Source organism: Bacillus sp. S2(2024), from assembly GCF_050474045.1.
In the GTDB taxonomy this organism is placed as follows: domain Bacteria; phylum Bacillota; class Bacilli; order Bacillales; family Bacillaceae_G; genus Bacillus_A; species Bacillus_A yunxiaonensis.
The window spans coordinates 4,273,200-4,292,895 of record NZ_JBFLUS010000003.1 but is presented as its reverse complement, the minus strand read 5'-3'; the positions used below and the strand labels follow the sequence as shown (position 1 = coordinate 4,292,895).

The window sequence follows — 19,696 nt, the reverse complement described above, 5'->3', positions numbered from 1 at the left end:
AGTAAAGATTTGAGTTGTAACTAATGAGTTCTATGAAATGTATTATAAGTAAGGATTATAAGGAGGATTATCCTATGTTTAAAAAATTATTTGGCCTTGGTTCTAAAACAAATGCAGAAACAATCGTAGCTCCATTAACTGGAGAAGTGAAAAATATTGAAGAAGTACCAGATCCAGTATTCGCTGGACGTATGATGGGAAATGGTGTTGCAATTGATCCAACTGAAGGTGTAGTAGTATCTCCAGTAGAAGGTGAAATCGTACAATTATTCCATACAAAACATGCTGTAGGTATTAAATCGAAAAACGGTGCAGAGATCTTAATCCACGTTGGATTAGAAACTGTAACAATGGCAGGCGAAGGCTTCGAAGCACATGTAGCTGAAGGACAAGCCGTTAAAGCTGGCGATAAATTAATCTCTTTCGACTTAGACTTAATTCGTGAAAAAGCAAAAAGCACAATTACACCAATCGTTATTACAAACACAGATGCAACAGAGTCTATTGAAACAACTATTGGCGTAGCAGCTACAAAAGGTTCAACATCAGTAATGAAAGTAACAATGAAATAATCGTTTTGATTCATAAGGAATCCATTTCATATTTGAAGTGGATTCCTTTTTTACATCCTCCACTAATGGAATGGCTGGTATTAAAATGAAAGAATAGCAGTAGATTTTTTCCTGTTCTATGTTACTATATTGTAGTCACTTGAAAATAGGGTTTCACATACATAATGAGAGCGCATTTCTTCTAGAAGAAATGCGCTTTTCTGTATATACATTTCTTTTTTTCATTATCATTGTGAGTTATGATGAACATAGATATCCATCATAAGGAGTTGATGTTTGGTGAAGAGAGTATTATTCGTTTGTACAGGCAATACATGCCGCAGTCCGATGGCAGAGGCGTTATTACGGCATTACGGAGAAAGGCATTTTGAAGTGCAATCTGCGGGTGTATTTGCCGCGGTAGGCAGCGATGCATCTGCGCATGCTAAAAGTGCGTTAGAAGAAAAAGGGATTTCAATTGCACATGCTTCTCAGCAAGTAACGGAAGAGTTGTTAGAGTGGTCTGATGTTGTATTAACAATGACAACGGGACATAAGCAGCTTTTACTAGCGAATCATCCAGAAGTAAATGGAAAAGTGCATACATTATATGAATTTGTAGAAGGTACAGATAAGGACATTTCTGATCCTTTTGGCGGTTCGCTTGTTGTTTATAAAGCAACGCTGGAAGAAATGGAACAACTTGTCCAAACTTTGCTGAAAAACCATTCAGAAAGTTAATGTTTCGTGTATAATACCATATTGGAGATTATCTCGATTTAACGGATCTTATATCTCAAAGGTTTGAGATAGAGTCAACTGTTCGGTTCATTTGATATTTGGAGGGGTTTAGAATGAAAGTAGTAGTAGCATCTGATCATGGCGGAATGAATATTCGTAAAGAAATCGTAAGTCTATTAGAAGAGTTAAATATTGAATATATTGATTTAGGTTGTGAGTGCGAAGCTGGTTCTGTAGATTACCCTGATTTTGCATTCCCTGCGGCAGAAATGGTTGCAAATGGTGAAGTGGACCGTGGTATTTTAATTTGCGGAACAGGTATCGGTATGTCGATTGCAGCAAATAAAGTACATGGCATTCGCTGCGCATTAGTACATGATACATTTAGTGCAAAAGCAACGAGAGAACATAACGATACGAACATGTTAGCGATGGGTGAGCGTGTAATCGGAGCTGGGTTAGCACGTGACATCGCGAAAATTTGGTTAACAACGGAGTATGAAGGTGGCCGTCACGAGAACCGTGTAGGGAAAATTAAAGCATACGAAGCGAATTAATCGTATTCTAACTTCTAGTAAGAGTTAATATAATTTGTTGAACCTACCTGCGAAAGGAAGAGCGTAATGAATGAAATATTACAATTAAAAGAGCAGCTGCAAACAGCGCTTTCTGAGTTTCAAGAGCAAGCTTCACTGCGAAATGGAAACATCTTTGTTGTGGGCTGCAGTACAAGTGAAGTGCTAGGCGAAAGAATTGGAACATCGGGAACGATGGAAGTGGCGGAAGCGATTTTTTCTGCGTTAAAACAATTTCAAGAGCAGTGTGGTATTACACTAGCGTTTCAATGCTGTGAACATTTAAACCGTGCGTTAGTTATCGAAAGAGAAGTCGCAGAGAAACACCAGTTCGAAATTGTAAATGTTACGCCTGTCAGATCAGCAGGTGGGGCTCTTGGAACATATGCATATCATAATATGAAAGATCCTGTTATCGTAGAGTTCGTAAAAGCAGATGCGGGTATTGATATTGGGGATACGTTCATTGGTATGCATTTAAAACATGTAGCGGTTCCTATACGTACACGTGTAAAAGAGATTGGGCATGCGCATGTAACGATGGCAAAAACACGTCCGAAGTTAATTGGCGGGGCACGTGCAGTATATGCGGTAAAAGAGGAAACGTTTACTTGTAGTTAAGTCATAAATTTACAGTAAAAAAAAAAGACCGGATTCGGTCTTTTTTTTCTTTTATCATGTGTAGAGTCGTGTTAGAATGTAGTTGAAAACATGAAGGTTTAGAAGAATTGCAACTGGAATTTTCGTTTTTTCTTTGAAAATAAAGAGAAAATGTCAAGAATAGATGTAATTCGTTCAGAAAAGGGGGATTTTGATGGAGCATTTAAAACGTCAAGATGAAAAGGTGTTTGCTGCAATTGAATTAGAATTAGGAAGACAGCGTTCAAAAATTGAACTTATTGCATCTGAAAACTTCGTAAGCCAAGCTGTAATGGAAGCACAAGGATCTGTATTAACGAACAAGTATGCAGAAGGCTATCCAGGGAAACGTTATTACGGTGGTTGTGAGCATGTAGATATCGTAGAAGATATCGCACGTGACCGCGCAAAAGAAATTTTTGGCGCAGAGCACGTAAACGTTCAACCGCACTCTGGTGCACAAGCAAATATGGCTGTATACTTCACAATTCTAGAGCAAGGTGACACAGTGCTTGGTATGAACTTATCTCACGGCGGTCACTTAACACACGGAAGCCCTGTTAACTTTAGTGGTGTACAATACAACTTCATCGAATACGGTGTAGATCCTGATACACATCACATCAATTATGAAGATGTATTAGAAAAAGCGAAAGAGCATAAACCGAAATTAATCGTTGCGGGTGCTAGCGCATATCCTCGTGTGATCGATTTCAAAAAATTCCGTGAAATCGCTGATGAAGTTGGCGCATATTTAATGGTAGATATGGCACATATCGCGGGGCTTGTAGCAGCTGGCTTACATCCAAATCCAGTACCATACGCTGATTTTGTAACAACAACAACTCATAAAACATTACGCGGACCACGCGGTGGTATGATTTTATGTAAAGAACAATTTGCAAAACAAATTGATAAGTCAATCTTCCCGGGTATTCAAGGTGGACCGCTTATGCACGTAATCGCTGCAAAGGCAGTTGCATTTGGAGAAGCATTGCAGGATGACTTCAAAACATATGCGCAAAACATTATCAATAACGCAAGTCGCTTAGCAGAAGGTCTGCAAAAAGAAGGTATTACACTTGTTTCTGGTGGAACGGATAACCACTTAATCTTAATTGATGTTCGTAGTTTAAACATTACTGGAAAAGTTGCAGAGCATGTATTAGATGAAGTTGGTATCACAACAAACAAAAATACAATTCCATTTGACCCAGCTAGCCCATTTGTAACAAGCGGACTTCGTATTGGAACTGCAGCTGTAACATCAAGAGGCTTTGGACTTGCTGAAATGGATGAAATTGCATCCATTATCGCTTACACATTAAAAAATCATGACAATGAAGCAGCACTAGAAGAAGCACGCGTGCGTGTAAATGCTTTAACAGATAAATTCCCAATGTATACAGAACTATAATAGAAAAAAGCTGTTGAAACGTATTGTTTCAGCAGCTTTTTTTAGGTTATGTTTAATTACTTTGTTGATATTTAATAGAAACAAACGTTTCGTAATCTTAATAAGAGAATACAATTGCTTAGAGGATTTGAAATGGCATTGAAAGAATTAATAGAGGAGATTAAAAATTTAAATTCAGAAGAACAACATCGTTTACAAGGTAAACCTTTCATATGTGTTTAAGTTGAATAGGAAAATAAAAAATATTATTTAACAGTTATTCCACAAAAATATTACATATAAGAAAAAGGACATATAAATTGTTCTATGTATGTATACAAGTCATGAATACATTTTAAAAATATAATGAAGGATGTCATTTCCATAATTGGTAAAGCTATTCTTGTATAAGGAAGAAGCGTTTGAAATTTTACCAAATTCACCCTTGAATATTAGTAGCGTTTTCTTTACAATCGTACATAGTGTAAAAAAAGGCGTGTCCTCACGCATTAATATCATCTGAAGGAGAGATTCACATGGGAAAACTGTATGTTTTTGATCACCCTTTAATTCAGCATAAGATTACATATATTCGCGATAAGAATACAGGTACGAAAGAATTTCGTGAACTAGTAGATGAAGTGGCAAGCTTAATGGCGTTTGAAATTACACGCGATCTTCCACTTGAAGAAATTGAAATTGAAACACCTGTAAGTAAAGCGAAAACAAAAGTGATTGCAGGTAAGAAACTTGGTTTAATCCCTATTTTACGTGCGGGCTTAGGGATGGTAGATGGAATTTTGAAATTAATTCCAGCGGCGAAAGTAGGTCATATCGGTTTATATCGCGACCCAGAAACATTACAACCTGTAGAATACTATGTGAAACTTCCAACTGATGTAGAAGAACGTGATTTTATTGTACTTGATCCAATGTTAGCGACAGGCGGATCTGCATCAGAAGCGATTACTTCTTTAAAGAAACGCGGTGCGAAACATATTAAATTAATGTGTATCGTTGGTGCTCCAGAAGGGGTAAAAGTTATACAAGAAGACCATCCTGATGTGGATATTTACGTTGCTGCATTAGATGAAAAGTTAAACGACCATGGATATGTTGTGCCAGGCCTTGGAGATGCTGGTGACCGTTTATTCGGAACGAAGTAAGACAACAGACGAGAAGAAAGCCTTCTCGTCTGTTTTTTTATGCAACATAACATACAGTCGAATTGCATATAATATAGAAACTTCCTACTTGAGAAAGTTATACTACAGAAGTTAAACGTTATATAAGGAAAAAACAATGGTGACAAAAATGTGAACTTTTTTCTTCCATTATAAAGAGAGAAGGTTTAGAAATTAGATATTTATTAACAGTATTTTGAAGGGGAACGTTTTCATTTCTGCCAATAAATGACTAATACTCAAATTTTTTGATTTTTTTCGATTTGACGTTGACACTGTTTAATACCCTATTGTATGCTAACAACGGGGATAGATGATAGGGTTTTCATTGACAATTTTTCGTCTATTCTTTGACAAAAAAGTTAAGTTTCTTATTTGAGTAGAATTTATACAGAATCATGAGTTATTATTAACGCATAGTGAATGAGGCTTTACATATGGAGGGATGAATCCTTGGGAGAAAACAAGCGTAGTCCATTTAAGGCATATGCTTTAATGACTGGAATTCTTTCTCAGCTCGTTGGTGCTATTTTAGTTGGTATTTTTGGCGGGCAGTGGATTGATAGTAAGCTTGGAACATTTCCTTTATTCCTAGTAATCGGTTTATTATTAGGTCTTGGAACAGGGGTTTATGCTATGATTCGACTCATTCGACACTTTTATTCAGGAGAGCAATGATGATAGAGGTACATGAACTTGTCCGAAGACAAAAGAAATATATGTACAACCTTCTCGCACTCTTTGTATTAGGATGGGGCTTTACCTCATACAAAGATGTCTTTCTGGGGCTGATTATCGGAACGATTTTCGGTTTTCTTAGTTTGCGCATTGTTGCACACAAGACGGACAGGCTGTTAGATCGCGTTACACAAGGAGAGAATGTAAAGTATAAAGCGACCGCAGTGAGTACATATTCGAGATTAGCCGCGATAGGGCTATTAATTTTATTTGCAGCGAAATATCAACATTTAATGGCGATGTGGAGCTTAGGAGTAGGATTGCTGACAGGGTATCTTGTCATGATCATAGATTTTCTTTATTTACAGTATAAGAGCAGGGAAGAGAGGTGAATTACTAGTGGAACACGGTAAATTAGTTGAATTTCTAGGTTTAACGTTCGACTTGTCCGCTGTTATGATGACGACTGTTGCGGCAGTAATCGTATTTATTATCGCTGTTATTGGTACACGTAGCTTAGCTTTGCGTCCAACAGGAATGCAAAATTTCCTTGAATGGATTATGGACTTTGTGAAGGGTATGATTAGCAGTACGATGGATTGGCAAACAGGCGGACGCTTTTTAACGCTTGGAGTTACGCTCATTATGTACATATTTGTAGCAAACATGCTCGGTTTGCCGCTCATGATTACGATTGCTGAGGGTGGTGAGCACCTTGCAGGTTGGAGATCTCCAACGTCTGACCCAGCAGTTACTCTAACATTGGCCGTGATGGTAGTTATCCTCACCCATTACTATGGTATTAAGATGAAGGGTACGAAGGAATATTTAAAAGGCTATATTCAACCAATGAAATTCTTATTCCCGCTAAAGATAATTGAGGAATTTGCTAATACATTGACGTTAGGTCTTCGTTTATTTGGTAACATCTATGCCGGTGAGATTTTATTAACATTACTTGCTCAGTTAGGTGCAAGCGGTGTGTTTGGCGCGTTAGGTGCTGTCCTGCCGATGTTAGCATGGATGGGCTTCAGTATTTTCGTAGGTGCTATCCAAGCATTTATCTTTACAATGTTAACGATGGTATACATGGCTCATAAAGTAAGCCACGACCATTAATATATTTAATGTAAGTACAAAATTTATTTTTTATTGATAAAAAGGAGGACTTTTAAAATGAGTTTAGGTGTAATCGCAGCTGCAATTGCAATTGGTTTATCTGCACTAGGTGCTGGTATTGGTAACGGTCTTATCGTATCTCGTACAGTTGAGGGTGTTGCTCGTCAACCAGAATTACGTGGTACTCTTCAAACAATTATGTTCATCGGGGTAGCGTTAGTTGAGGCGCTTCCAATCATCGGTGTAGTAATCGCATTCATCGTATTAAACAAATAAGGGATAGCTCCCCTTACAATAAGTGGCGAAGATCGTTTTGGGACCTTCTTCGCCATTGCTTTATGAATGAAACATTACTTGTCTGTTCATTTATTTAATTTAGATTTTGAAGGGAGTGAATCCTTGTGCCAACTCTATTATTAGGAGCTGCTGCTGTTCCATACGGAACAATGCTTTATACATTAGTCGTTTTCCTAATTCTATTAGCATTGCTTCGTAAATATGCGTTTGGACCTTTAATGGGAATTATGAAGGAACGTGAAAATCATATTTCTAGCGAAATCGACGCTGCGGAAAAGAACCATGCAGAGGCGAAAAAGTTAGTAGAAGAACAACGTGAAATGTTAAAACAATCACGTGTTGAAGCGCAAGAATTGATTGAGAGAGCGAAAAAGCAAGCAGAGGATCAAAAAGAAAGTATCATTGCTGCTGCAAAAGAAGAAGCAGTATCTATTAAAGAATCTGCTGTACAAGAAATCCAACGCGAAAAAGAGCATGCGATTGCTGCTCTGCAAGAACAGGTTGCTTCTTTATCTGTACAAATTGCTTCTAAAGTAATGCAAAAAGAACTAAAAGAAGAAGACCAAGTTCAATTAATTCGCGATTATATTAAAGAGGTAGGAGAAGCGCGATGAGCAATGAAATTGTAGCTAAACGTTATGCTGTCGCTCTTTTTCAAATCGCAAAAGACAAACACGTACTAGAAATGTTTGAGGAAGAACTGCGCCTTGTACAAAGTGTTTTTGTTAGTAGTAACGAACTACATACTTTTTTAGGACAACCAAGCATTTCAAAAGAAATGAAAAAACAATTCCTTTCTAACGTGTTTTCTACTGTTTCTCAACCAATTTTAAATACTTTATATATTTTAATCGATAATCATCGCGAAACATTAGTACCTGAAATTGTAGATGCGTATGTTGCACTTGCAAATGAAGAGCGTAACGTAGCTGATGCAATTGTTTACTCTACTCGTTCTTTATCAGAAGATGAGAAGCTTAGCATTGCAGAAGTATTTGCAAAGAAAACAGGAAAAGATGCGATTCGCGTTCAAAATGTTGTAGATGAAGATTTACTAGGCGGTATTAAAGTACGCATTGGAAACCGCATTTACGACGGTAGTTTACAAAGAAAGTTAGCACGTATCCAGCGTGAACTTATGAAGAATAGATAGGGGTGAAGCGCATGAGCATCAGAGCTGAAGAAATTAGCGCACTGATAAAGCAACAAATTGAAAACTATCAATCTGAGATCGAAGTTAGCGATGTTGGTACAGTTATTCAAGTTGGTGACGGTATTGCACGTGCTCATGGTCTTGATAACGTTATGGCTGGTGAACTTGTTGAGTTCGCTAACGGCGTTATGGGACTAGCACAAAACTTAGAGGAAAATAACGTAGGTATCATTATTTTAGGACCTTATACTGAAATTCGTGAAGGTGACGAAGTACGTCGTACAGGTCGCATCATGCAAGTACCAGTAGGGAAAGAATTAATCGGTCGTGTTGTAAACCCATTAGGGCAACCAGTAGATGGTTTAGGTCCAATTCATACAACAAAAACTCGTCCAATCGAAAGCCCAGCACCAGGTGTAATGGACCGTAAATCTGTTCATGAGCCACTTCAAACTGGTATTAAAGCGATTGACGCTCTTGTACCAATTGGCCGCGGACAACGTGAGTTAATCATCGGTGACCGCCAAACTGGTAAAACAGCTGTTGCACTTGATACAATCTTGAACCAAAAAGATCAAGATATGGTTTGTATCTATGTAGCAATCGGACAAAAAGAATCTACAGTTCGTAACGTAGTTGAAACATTACGTAAGCATGGTGCATTAGAGTACACAATCGTTGTAACTGCATCAGCTTCTCAACCAGCTCCATTATTATACTTAGCTCCATATGCTGGTGTAACAATGGGTGAAGAGTTCATGTACAATGGTAAACACGTATTAGTTGTATATGATGACTTATCTAAGCAAGCAGCTGCATACCGCGAGCTGTCATTACTATTACGTCGTCCTCCAGGTCGTGAAGCATATCCAGGGGATGTATTCTACTTACACTCCCGCTTACTAGAGCGTGCGGCAAAATTAAGTGATGCAAAAGGCGCTGGTTCTTTAACAGCATTACCTTTCATCGAAACACAAGCAGGGGACGTATCAGCTTACATCCCAACAAACGTAATCTCTATCACAGATGGACAGATTTTCTTACAATCTGATCTATTCTTCTCTGGTGTACGTCCAGCGATCGACGCAGGTACTTCTGTATCTCGTGTTGGTGGTGCGGCTCAGATCAAAGCGATGAGCAAAGTATCTGGTACACTTCGTCTTGACCTTGCATCTTATCGTGAATTAGAAGCGTTCGCTCAGTTCGGTTCTGACCTTGATAAAGCAACACAAGCGAAATTAAACCGTGGTGCACGTACAGTAGAAGTATTAAAACAAGGCTTACATAAGCCATTAAAAGTAGAGAAGCAAGTTATGATTCTTTACGCATTAACACGCGGATTCTTAGATGATATCCCAGTAGCAGATATCACTCGTTTCGAAGACGAGTTCCATGCTTGGTTAGATTCAAATGCTGCTGAATTATTAACTGAAATTCGTACAACAACAAAACTTGCTGAAGACGAAAAAATGGCAGCAGCTATTAACGGCTTCAAAAAAGTTTTCGTAGCGTCTGAATAATAATAAAAAGCGGAGCCGGCTCTTTAGGCCGCTCCACTTCTATATAAACAGGTAACTCTTACATAGAGTGCTAACGGATATGTAGAGGAAAAGAGTAGGTGCACCTATTCTTTTCCTTCAATCATGAACAAGTATAGCTTGTTAATTAGATTAGAAAGATGAACAAACGGAGAGCCTTTCTAATCATGCCAACTTCCGGAAAAAAGGTGGTGAAAACCTGTGGCATCTTTACGCGATATAAAAGCAAAAATTAACTCGACAAAGAAAACGAGTCAAATTACGAAGGCGATGGAGATGGTATCTGCATCAAAATTAAGCCGTGCAGAGCAAAATGCTAAATCTTTCGTTCCGTATATGAATAAGATTCAAGAAGTAGTAGCGGACATAGCGCAAGGTAGCGGGGTAAATCACCCAATGTTAACAGCGCGTCCTGTGAAGCGAACAGGATACATCGTTATTACATCGGATCGCGGACTAGCAGGTGGATATAATAGTAACGTTTTACGTGCAGTAAGCAATGTAGTGAAAGAGCGTCACAACATGGATGCAAACCAGTACGCGATTATTGTACTAGGACGTCTAGGCCGTGATTATTTAAAACGTCGTGGTTTTAATATCATTGATGAAGTAATTGGATTATCTGATCAACCGTCATTTGCTGATATTAAAGAAGTTGCTTCAAGAGCAATTTCTATGTTTACAGATGGTGCGTATGATGAATTGTATATTTACTACAATCATTATGTAAGTAAGATTTCGCAAGAAGTAACAGAGAAGAAAATTTTACCTCTTACGGATGTGGCATCTGAAAAAGCAAGAACTTTATATGAGTTTGAACCGTCTGAAGAAGATATTTTAAAAGTATTATTGCCTCAATACGCAGAAAGCTTAGTGTACGGTGCATTGCTAGACGGTAAAGCAAGTGAGCACGCAGCGCGTATGACAGCAATGAAAAGTGCTACAGACAACGCAATGGAAGTTATCGATACACTTACACTTTCTTTCAACCGCGCTCGTCAAGCAGCGATTACGCAAGAAATTACGGAAATCGTCGGCGGTGCAGCAGCGTTAGAATAAAAAGCGGAAGCAGCTCGCTTAGAATGGAGGGGGATGGAGCTTCAGACGTAGAGGTGTTCTTTGCCTCATAGGAAGAAGCGAAGCCACCGACCATTCTAGCCGCTGGAGCTGGATTGATAAAAAGCAGAATCGATAGTCTTGATGTGAAATATAAAAAAATTTAAAGCCGATTGCTCGTAGAAAAGCTGGCTAATTTAAAGAAAGCTAGGAGGGAACCCGATGAATAAAGGGCGCGTTACGCAAATCATGGGTCCGGTTGTAGACGTTAAGTTTGACGGCGGAAAGCTACCTGAAATCTACAATGCCCTTAAGATTAAACAAGATGCAATTAACTTAACTTTAGAAGTTGCAATTCATCTTGGTGATAATACAGTTCGTACAGTAGCAATGTCTTCTACAGACGGACTTGTTCGTGGTGTAGAAGTAGAGGATACTGGTAAAGCAATCTCAGTTCCAGTTGGTGATGCAACACTTGGCCGTGTATTTAACGTATTAGGTGATGCAATTGACTTAGGTGAAGAGGTAGCAGCGGATGTACGCCGTGATCCAATTCACCGTCAAGCACCTGCATTTGAAGAGTTATCTACAAAAGTAGAAATTCTTGAAACTGGTATTAAAGTAGTAGACTTATTAGCTCCTTATATTAAAGGTGGTAAAATCGGTCTATTCGGTGGTGCCGGTGTAGGTAAAACAGTATTAATCCAAGAATTAATTAACAACATCGCACAAGAGCACGGCGGTATCTCTGTATTCGCTGGTGTAGGTGAGCGTACTCGTGAAGGTAACGACTTATACCATGAAATGAGCGATTCTGGCGTAATCAAGAAAACAGCGATGGTATTCGGACAAATGAACGAGCCGCCTGGAGCACGTCAACGTGTTGCACTAACAGGTTTAACAATGGCTGAGCATTTCCGTGATGAGCAAGGACAAGACGTACTTTTGTTCATCGATAATATCTTCCGTTTCACGCAAGCTGGTTCTGAAGTATCTGCCCTTCTTGGTCGTATGCCATCTGCGGTAGGTTACCAACCAACACTTGCAACAGAAATGGGTCAATTACAAGAGCGTATTACATCAACAAATAAAGGGTCTATCACGTCTATCCAAGCGGTATATGTACCAGCCGATGACTACACTGACCCAGCACCAGCAACAACATTCGCTCACTTAGATGCAACAACAAACTTAGAGCGTCGTTTAACACAAATGGGTATTTACCCAGCGGTAGACCCATTAGCGTCTACATCTCGTGCACTTTCTCCAGAAATCGTTGGAGAAGAGCATTATGAAGTTGCTCGTAAAATTCAGCAAACATTACAACGTTATAAAGAGCTTCAAGATATCATCGCTATCTTAGGTATGGACGAGTTATCTGAAGAAGATAAATTAGTTGTACATCGCGCTCGTCGCGTTCAGTTCTTCCTATCACAAAACTTCCACGTAGCAGAGCAATTTACAGGTCAAAAAGGATCTTATGTACCTGTAAAAGATACAGTTCGTGGATTCAAAGAAATTCTAGAAGGAAAATATGATGACCTTCCAGAGGACGCATTCCGTCTTGTTGGTGGTATTGAAGAAGTTGTTGAAAACGCGAAGAAAATGATGGCGTAAGGCCTTAGGAGGGACGAATTATGAAGACATTTCCAGTCAGTATTGTAACTCCTGATGGACCGGTTTATGAAAACGAAGTTGAAATGGTAAGCGTAAAAGCAGAGAGCGGGGAAATGGGGATCTTGCCAGGTCACATTCCGACTGTTGCACCACTTAAGGTTAGTGCAATTCGCTTGAAAAATGGTGGACATACAGATTACGTAGCAGTTAGCGGTGGCTTTATTGAAGTTCGCCCTGAGAAAGTAACAGTATTAGCACCATCTGCTGAAACAGCAAATCATATCGACGTTCATCGTGCAAATGAAGCGAAGCGCCGTGCTGAGCAACGTCTGCAAGATAAACAAGCACATGTTGACTTCAAACGTGCAGAAATGGCACTACAACGTGCAGTGAACCGTTTGAACGTTTCAAATATGAAGTAAAGAAAAAAGCCGTAAAGGGATAAACCTTTGCGGCTTTTTTGTAGTTATTAGCAGTAAGAACCTTAGTGAAGAAAGCTTCCTATCAGTGGGGTTTTCTTGCCAATTCACCGATAAACTGAAATACCGTTTTTTCCTTTATTTTTTGCTTCATACATCGCCATATCAGCATGCTGCAGAAGTGATATAGCGTCGTCTCCCGCGTCTGGGTAAGCGGCAATCCCGATACTTGGTGTAATTTGCAATGTGTGACTTTCTAGTTGAAATGGTTCATTTATGACTCGTAAAATGTTATTTGCGATTGTCTCAACTTCTGAGAAACTGTCGTAGTTTTCGATTAGAACCGTAAATTCGTCTCCGGCAAGCCGAGCCACTTTGCTATTTTGTCCAGCGGCATATTGCAATCGCTTTGCAACTTCGACTAAGAGAAGATCTCCAATTTTATGACCCAGTGTATCGTTAATCATTTTGAATCGATCTAAATCGAGAAACATAATTGCGAATTGAGCTTTTTCTTTGTTGGCTTGAATGATTGCATGATTCAGCTGCTCTTCAAATGCACGACGGTTAGCAAGCTGTGTTAATGTATCATGATACGCTAAAAAGTTAATTTGTTCTTGCTGCTTTTTGCTCTCGGTAATATCTTTTACCATTACATAAATCCCCATAATTTGTTCTTTAAATATGATTGGTACCGCTGTTACATGTAAATAATAAATATCTCTATTTTGATGATATGCGCGTATATCTAAAGCTGCGGAATGTCCCTTTTTCACATAACGAAAAACGTCCACAATAGTTTCCAAATCTTTTTCATACACAAGGGAATGGTAAGATTTGTGCAAAATTTCATCTGCTGGATAGCCAAGCAATGTGATTCCAGCATTATTTATATTTAAAAATTTTCCCTGTAAATCTAATGTGAAAATCGGATCAGGATGATGTTCGTATAATGATTTAAACATTTGTTGACTTTGAAATAATGCGTTTGTTTTGTTTACTAAGTCTTCTGTCCGCAGTTCAATTTGTTTTTCTAACTCCAGATTAAACTGCTGCTCTTTTTGTAATAGTTGTGCATTTTGATTTCGTACTAACAGGTGGCGAATGAGCACGAAGAAAAACATTAAGAAAACTCCTTTCACTAAAATGGGTGAAAAGGTGTTTTCATATAAAGTAAATAGAACTAATGCAGCAACTGATAGATAAGGAATTGATAACCGAATTATCTCGCCCATTTTGGTAGGTAAAAGAGCTTGCATATATTTGTTTTGTTCGCTTGTATGAAGCAGACAAGCGATTGCAACTATCCCTAATATAACTTGATAAAGAGGTGCTACGGTAAATGTAGAACCATGTGGCAAAAAATATTTAATGTACGCATAGGTAGAGTCAACGAATGCATATAAGATGAGCGAACAACTTAGCAATGAAATAACTAGCTTGGAAGTAATCGCTACGGGTCGAAATAATAAACAAATTCCAATCAATAAAAATAGTAAATTCGCAACTGGATACGCAAGTTGAACAAATTCAGAAATGAAAGAGATTTTATTTTGGTTCACAGCGTTTTTGATGAACAGATAATAGTTTAAAGTAAATATTGCTGTAATGAGGATACAGATATCACATAAAATAAATATTCTTTTCCAATTTTTGCGGTCATGCATACATTTATAGAAAAAAGCTAGCGTATAGAAAAGTAAAAATAATAAATAGAATGCATCTGATGAATCTGCAAATGTTTTGTATTCGTGCAAAATTAAACGTTGATACGCAACAATTGTATCGCCAATAAAATGAAAAAACGAACCGGTTGCTAATAGCATCCAAAACGTGTAGGCGTGTCCCTTTTTGCGGAAAGTAGAATGAAATAAAGAACTACATATCACTAGATCAATGATGAGAGTAGTTATATTTGTTTCCATTTGAAAAAGAAGCGAGGACTCGTCCCATATTTGTAAAGCTATATAATGCGAAGTTATATAAATTAATAAAGAACCCAAAAGAAAAAACAAATGGTTTTTTTCATTTTTTGTCATAATCAGTCACCTGTGATGTTAGATGTCATGCTTTTGTTATAAACATACAACATTTTTTCTCATATTTATAGTATGCCATTTTCTTTTAAAAGGAATAGTCTTTTTAAGACATAAATTCAATTAGAGGTTGTGATGTGAAATGAAAGATAAGCAACCTTTAAAGAGGCAGTAAAGCTTCGCAGGACTCATACTTGTGAAGCTTTTTTAGTAAATTGCTAATACTTTTCTGTCCTTCATATTGTATATTTTTATATATACAAATAGTAAAATAATAATGGGATTTATTTAGACTAAAATTCATGAATATCCACGGTCAACAGAAAAAGGGGGAACAATATGTTTCAAAAAATGAGTATTCGAGGTCGCATTATAAGTTTAGCTGTTGTTCTTATGTTATCTCTTGTAATTGGATTTGGAATTTTTACGAATGTAATATTGAGAAGTGGTGTTGAAAGCAGTATTGCTACATTTGGGATAAATATTGAACAAGCAATTGCCAAGAATTTTGACGTAGATTCTTATAAAGAATGGCTGCAGAATCCAAAGAAAGACGACACTTACTGGAAGCTTCGCGATCGTTTAAATACGATTCGTGAAAACAATGGAGCTTTATACCTTTATACATTAGAAATTAAGAATGGCAAGACATATATGATTATTGATGGACAACCAAAGGATTCAAAGATACAAGTTGCTATTGGAGAAGCGACAAGCATGAACTATCCCGATATAGACCAAGTATTGTCGGGCACAGCAATTCATACTGGTATTATTAAAGACCAAACGTATGGAGATTATATGACTGTCATTGTACCTATTAAGGATAAAAGCGGCAAAGTACTTGGTGCTCTTGGGATGGATATAGATGCGTCCAAAGTTAAAGATATTGCAGGGGAGGTTGCCAAGGAACATGTTCCAAAATTACTTTTATTTATCGTAGTGATTTTTGTTCTCGCTTTTATTATCTTAACTGTATTTATTCGTCGTATCTTAAAGCCGCTTGACGCAGTAGAACAAGCAGCCGCACGTATAGCACAGGGGGATTTACGGGATACAAACATTGCATATACAAGAGAGGATGAAATAGGGCGTATTGTAGGAGCTTTTCAACATATGACGGTCTATTTGCGATCTTTAGTCAATGACGTGCAGACAACGGCGCAGACAGTCAAACAAGCATCCGGTAATCTTGTATCTTCTTCTCGCTATCTTCAAGAGCAGAATAATATGATACTGGCTGCAAGTGATGAAATAGCATCTAGTAATACCCATACGGTTCAGTCTATGGAACGTACGACTGAAAATATTCAAAGTTTTGAACAAGAAGTCAAGGGAGTCGCAGAAGCTGTTGAACAGATGGATGTTATTTCAGAAGTTGTGAAAAAAGCCGGCCATGAGGGGGAGCAATCTCTGCAAGAGTCACTGAATCGGAGTGAAGTGACTGGAAAGAGCTTTGAGGCATTCTGGAATACAATGAATATCCTGTTAGAGCGTGTTAAGGGGACCGAAGAAATTGTACAAACCATTGACGATATTGCAATACAAACAAACTTGCTTGCCTTAAATGCCTCCATTGAAGCGGCACGTGCGGGGGAAAGCGGAAGAGGATTTGCGGTTGTAGCAGAAGAAGTTCGCAAGCTGGCTGAAAAAACAGCAGAGCACACTGACCGTATCCAGAAAATAACGCAAGATATCCGTAGTGAAACAGAAGAGGCTAATCTAGAACTGACTGTTGCTTTAAAGAAATATGGCGAACAAAATAACCAGGTCAAAGAAGTAAAAAATCAAATGCAGGGATTAAAGAATGTAACGAATGAATTGAATGAAGCGCTCCAAAATGTAACAAATCGTGTTCATTCCATTCAGCAGCAACAAACATCTATTCAAAATGAAACATTATCTGTCATGTCTGCTAGTGAAGAAACTGCCGTGGCGACAGAACAAGTAAATGAAATTATTCAAACAACAGCTGAAAAAATCAATGAATTTGTAACTGAAGTGAATGTTATTGATCGGGATGTAAAAGAGCTTGTTCAAAAAACAAATCAATTTATTTTATTTTAACCTTAGCAGTTAGGGTAATTGTTATAGTGTGGATGAATACGGAAAAGGTCTGTTCACAGGGTGCTGAAACAGGCTTTTTCCGTATTTCTTTTCTACCTTTTTCCGATATGTCGACATAAGAATTTGAAATTTGATATAATAATTATAATCGCATTATTTAGAAAAATTAAAAAATAATAAATAGTGCAAATGAATCATAACGTTTACTAAGTGAACTTGTATTTGTGAGGGGGGAGAGAGTTTCACAATGGCAAATGTATATGAAAATAGTTATATGATTGTCGTCATTTTTTTGCTATTGGGTATATTACTGCCGATTGTAGCACTCACATTGGGGAAGCTGCTGCGTCCACATAAACCGAGTGCGGCGAAGGAAACAACATATGAAAGTGGAATTGAGCCGTTTCATGATGCGAACGTCCGCTTCCATGCCCGTTATTATATTTTTGCATTGCTTTTTGTCATTTTTGATGTAGAAACTGTATTTTTATATCCGTGGGCGGTAGCGTATGACAAGCTGGGGTTATTTGCATTAGTGGAAATGCTCATTTTTGTTATTATGTTACTCATTGGTCTTGCATATGCTTGGAAAAAGAAGGTGTTACAATGGCTATAAACTTTGAAGATATTCATCCACAAGAACGCGCTGAGTTAGAAAGAAATATATTTTTTACGACACTGGAACAAGTAAAGGGCTGGGCTCGCAGTAATTCGCTATGGCCAATGACATTTGGACTGGCATGCTGTGCGATTGAGATGATGGGAGTAGGCTCTTCCCATTATGATTTAGATCGATTTGGCTCTTTCTTCCGTACATCACCGCGTCAATCAGATGTCATGATTGTATCTGGAACAGTAACGAAGAAAATGGCACCAATCGTTCGTCGTTTATATGATCAAATGCCGGAACCGAAGTGGGTCATTGCGATGGGATCTTGTGCAACAGCGGGAGGACCATATGTGAATTCGTATGCTGTTGTAAAAGGGGTCGATCAAATCGTACCGGTGGATGTATACATTCCTGGCTGTCCGCCAAATCCAGCAGCTTTAATTTACGGTATTAATAAATTAAAAGAGAAAATTCGTTACGAAGCAAAGACAGGAAAGCAGGTGACGAATAAATGAGCGACCAAGATAAAAATATAGATGATGCGAAAAAAGAAGCGGCAAAACGTGCAAAGGAAGAAGCGCAGAAGCGACTGGCGGCACGTCAGGAAAATGAGATTCCTATTGTAGAAGAAAAAGAGAAAGCGCTATCAAATGAGGGCGAAATAGATGCAGCAGAAGCAAAGCGCCACGCGGCAGAAGAAGCGAAAGAAAAGGCGAAGGAACTAGCGGCGCAAAAGGCAGCGGAAAGACAAGCATCTGGTGATGATGAAAAAGCAAAAGCAATCACAGAGGCGAAGGCAAAAGCAGCTGCGGCAGCAAAAGCGAAAGCGGCAGCATTAGCGAAGCAGAAAGAAAAGGAAGAAGAACTGCCAGAAGGTGACGAGAAAGCAAAAGCAATCGCAGAGGCGAAGGCAAAAGCAGCAGCCGCAGCAAAAGCAAAAGCGGCGGCATTAGCGAAGCAGAAAGAAAAGGAAGAGGAATCGCCAGAAGGTGACGAGAAAGCAAAAGCAATCGCAGAGGCGAAGGCAAAAGCAGCAGCCGCAGCAAAAGCAAAAGCGGCGGCATTAGCGAAGCAGAAAGAAAAGGAAGAGGAATCGCCAGAAGGTGACGAGAAAGCAAAAGCAATCGCAGAGGCGAAGGCAAAAGCAGCAGCCGCAGCAAAAGCAAAAGCGGCGGCATTAGCGAAGCAGAAAGAAAAGGAAGAGGAATCGCCAGAAGGTGACGAGAAAGCAAAAGCAATCGCAGAGGCGAAGGCAAAAGCAGCAGCTGCAGCAAAAGCAAAAGCGGCGGCACTAGCGAAGCAGAAAGAAAAGGAAGAAGAACTGCCAGAAGGTGACGAGAAAGCAAAAGCGATTGCGGCAGCGAAGGCAAAGGCAGCGGCAGCAGCGTTAGCGAAGCAAAAGGGTCAAGAAGAAGCTCCGGAAGACGATGAGAAAGCAAAAGCGATTGCGGCAGCGAAGGCGAAAGCAGCGGCCGCGGCAAAGGCTCGGGCGGCTGGAGGAAAGAAAGAGGAAGAAGAACCGAAAGTAGAAGAGCCATCACGAAACCAGCCATATTTAGATGCGTACGTTCAGGCAATTACAACGAAATTTGGTGAAGATGTGTTAGAAGATTTTTATATTAATACATTGTCCAAGGATGTGCCAACGCTTATTGTGAAGCCGAAACATTACTATGAGGTGATGGAATTTTTAAAGATGGATCCCGAATTTGCATTCGATTATATGTCAGAATTGCATGCGACAGATTTTACGGTGCATATGGAAGTGTACGTGCATTTATATTCTTATGGTAAGAAGCAATCTGTAGCGGTAAAAGTAAAGCTGGACCGGGACGAGCCGAAAGTGTCTTCCATTGCACCATTATGGAGCGGGGCTGATTGGCCGGAGCGCGAGGCGTATGATTTACTTGGTGTTGTGTTTGAAGGGCATCCCAATTTAAAGCGTATTTTGATGCCGGACGATTGGATTGGTTATCCGCTGCGAAAAGATTATGAGCCGTTTGATGTGGAGGTGTAGCAA

21 protein-coding genes are annotated in these 19,696 nt (G+C 38.9%); 20 read left to right on the top strand and 1 reads right to left on the bottom strand.

All coding sequences use genetic code 11. The features are described 5' to 3' along the window. The first annotated feature begins 74 nt into the window (after positions 1 to 74). From AB1284_RS21805 to AB1284_RS21730, 16 genes are all read left to right on the top strand, one after another. Positions 75 to 572, top strand: a complete 498-nt coding sequence (locus tag AB1284_RS21805; RefSeq protein ID WP_429753022.1) for a PTS sugar transporter subunit IIA — start codon at positions 75 to 77, stop codon at positions 570 to 572. A gap of 279 nt (positions 573 to 851) precedes the next feature. Next, the gene (locus AB1284_RS21800; RefSeq protein WP_429753023.1) at positions 852 to 1,292 is read left to right on the top strand and encodes a low molecular weight protein arginine phosphatase; all 441 of its coding nucleotides are present in this window, start codon (positions 852 to 854) and stop codon (positions 1,290 to 1,292) included. Positions 1,293 to 1,405: 113 nt separating this feature from the next. Further along, positions 1,406 to 1,849 (top strand): ribose 5-phosphate isomerase B, encoded by a 444-nt coding sequence (gene rpiB / locus AB1284_RS21795; RefSeq protein ID WP_429753024.1) that lies wholly within the window; start codon positions 1,406 to 1,408, stop codon positions 1,847 to 1,849. Between the two features lie 66 nt (positions 1,850 to 1,915). Further along, complete coding sequence (locus AB1284_RS21790) at positions 1,916 to 2,488, top strand: TIGR01440 family protein (protein ID WP_429753025.1); 573 nt, start codon at positions 1,916 to 1,918, stop codon at positions 2,486 to 2,488. Positions 2,489 to 2,681: 193 nt separating this feature from the next. Beyond that, positions 2,682 to 3,923, top strand: a complete 1,242-nt coding sequence (gene glyA, locus AB1284_RS21785; protein ID WP_429753026.1) for a serine hydroxymethyltransferase — start codon at positions 2,682 to 2,684, stop codon at positions 3,921 to 3,923. Between the two features lie 515 nt (positions 3,924 to 4,438). After that, positions 4,439 to 5,068 carry a uracil phosphoribosyltransferase gene (gene upp / locus AB1284_RS21780; RefSeq protein WP_020061432.1) on the top strand — a complete coding sequence of 210 codons (630 nt, stop codon included), beginning with the start codon at positions 4,439 to 4,441 and terminating at the stop codon, positions 5,066 to 5,068. 471 nt (positions 5,069 to 5,539) lie between these two features. After that, complete coding sequence (locus AB1284_RS21775) at positions 5,540 to 5,764, top strand: AtpZ/AtpI family protein (RefSeq protein ID WP_429753027.1); 225 nt, start codon at positions 5,540 to 5,542, stop codon at positions 5,762 to 5,764. Beyond that, entirely contained in the window at positions 5,764 to 6,156 is a 393-nt protein-coding gene (locus AB1284_RS21770; protein WP_336482177.1) for an ATP synthase subunit I, read from the top strand. The genes AB1284_RS21775 and AB1284_RS21770 overlap by 1 nt, the downstream gene beginning before the upstream one ends. A gap of 7 nt (positions 6,157 to 6,163) precedes the next feature. Then, a complete protein-coding gene (gene atpB, locus AB1284_RS21765; RefSeq protein WP_429753028.1) occupies positions 6,164 to 6,883 on the top strand; it encodes a F0F1 ATP synthase subunit A in 720 nt (239 codons plus the stop codon). A 57-nt stretch (positions 6,884 to 6,940) separates the two neighbouring features. Then, a complete protein-coding gene (gene atpE / locus AB1284_RS21760) occupies positions 6,941 to 7,159 on the top strand; it encodes a F0F1 ATP synthase subunit C (protein WP_251226953.1) in 219 nt (72 codons plus the stop codon). A 125-nt stretch (positions 7,160 to 7,284) separates the two neighbouring features. Continuing rightward, positions 7,285 to 7,794: a F0F1 ATP synthase subunit B gene (gene atpF / locus AB1284_RS21755; protein WP_429753029.1), complete on the top strand. Its 510-nt coding sequence runs from the start codon at positions 7,285 to 7,287 to the stop codon at positions 7,792 to 7,794. Continuing rightward, positions 7,791 to 8,333 (top strand): F0F1 ATP synthase subunit delta, encoded by a 543-nt coding sequence (locus tag AB1284_RS21750; protein WP_429753030.1) that lies wholly within the window; start codon positions 7,791 to 7,793, stop codon positions 8,331 to 8,333. Before atpF ends, AB1284_RS21750 begins: the two co-directional genes overlap by 4 nt. An 11-nt stretch (positions 8,334 to 8,344) precedes the next feature. Next, a complete protein-coding gene (gene atpA, locus AB1284_RS21745) occupies positions 8,345 to 9,853 on the top strand; it encodes a F0F1 ATP synthase subunit alpha (RefSeq protein WP_429753031.1) in 1,509 nt (502 codons plus the stop codon). A gap of 219 nt (positions 9,854 to 10,072) precedes the next feature. Further along, entirely contained in the window at positions 10,073 to 10,930 is an 858-nt protein-coding gene (gene atpG / locus AB1284_RS21740; RefSeq protein WP_429753032.1) for an ATP synthase F1 subunit gamma, read from the top strand. Positions 10,931 to 11,149: 219 nt separating this feature from the next. After that, positions 11,150 to 12,544 carry a F0F1 ATP synthase subunit beta gene (gene atpD, locus AB1284_RS21735; RefSeq protein WP_429753033.1) on the top strand — a complete coding sequence of 465 codons (1,395 nt, stop codon included), beginning with the start codon at positions 11,150 to 11,152 and terminating at the stop codon, positions 12,542 to 12,544. Between the two features lie 20 nt (positions 12,545 to 12,564). Beyond that, positions 12,565 to 12,966, top strand: coding sequence for a F0F1 ATP synthase subunit epsilon (locus tag AB1284_RS21730; RefSeq protein ID WP_230574301.1), 402 nt, complete (start codon positions 12,565 to 12,567; stop codon positions 12,964 to 12,966). Between the two features lie 104 nt (positions 12,967 to 13,070). Here the strand turns inward: AB1284_RS21730 and AB1284_RS21725 are convergent, their stop codons facing one another. After that, positions 13,071 to 15,002, bottom strand: coding sequence for a diguanylate cyclase domain-containing protein (locus AB1284_RS21725; RefSeq protein WP_429753034.1), 1,932 nt, complete (start codon positions 15,000 to 15,002; stop codon positions 13,071 to 13,073). Between the two features lie 336 nt (positions 15,003 to 15,338). Between AB1284_RS21725 and AB1284_RS21720 the strand changes: the two genes are divergently transcribed. The 4 genes from AB1284_RS21720 (at position 15,339) to AB1284_RS21705 (ending at position 19,693) form a co-directional block, all read left to right on the top strand. Next, the gene (locus tag AB1284_RS21720) at positions 15,339 to 17,066 is read left to right on the top strand and encodes a methyl-accepting chemotaxis protein (protein WP_429761860.1); all 1,728 of its coding nucleotides are present in this window, start codon (positions 15,339 to 15,341) and stop codon (positions 17,064 to 17,066) included. 247 nt (positions 17,067 to 17,313) lie between these two features. Further along, positions 17,314 to 17,682, top strand: coding sequence for an NADH-quinone oxidoreductase subunit A (locus AB1284_RS21715; protein WP_154710224.1), 369 nt, complete (start codon positions 17,314 to 17,316; stop codon positions 17,680 to 17,682). Further along, positions 17,673 to 18,191, top strand: coding sequence for an NADH-quinone oxidoreductase subunit NuoB (gene nuoB, locus AB1284_RS21710; RefSeq protein ID WP_020061447.1), 519 nt, complete (start codon positions 17,673 to 17,675; stop codon positions 18,189 to 18,191). The genes AB1284_RS21715 and nuoB overlap by 10 nt, the downstream gene beginning before the upstream one ends. Continuing rightward, positions 18,188 to 19,693 (top strand): NADH-quinone oxidoreductase subunit C, encoded by a 1,506-nt coding sequence (locus tag AB1284_RS21705; RefSeq protein ID WP_429753035.1) that lies wholly within the window; start codon positions 18,188 to 18,190, stop codon positions 19,691 to 19,693. The genes nuoB and AB1284_RS21705 overlap by 4 nt, the downstream gene beginning before the upstream one ends. Positions 19,694 to 19,696 lie beyond the last annotated feature (3 nt).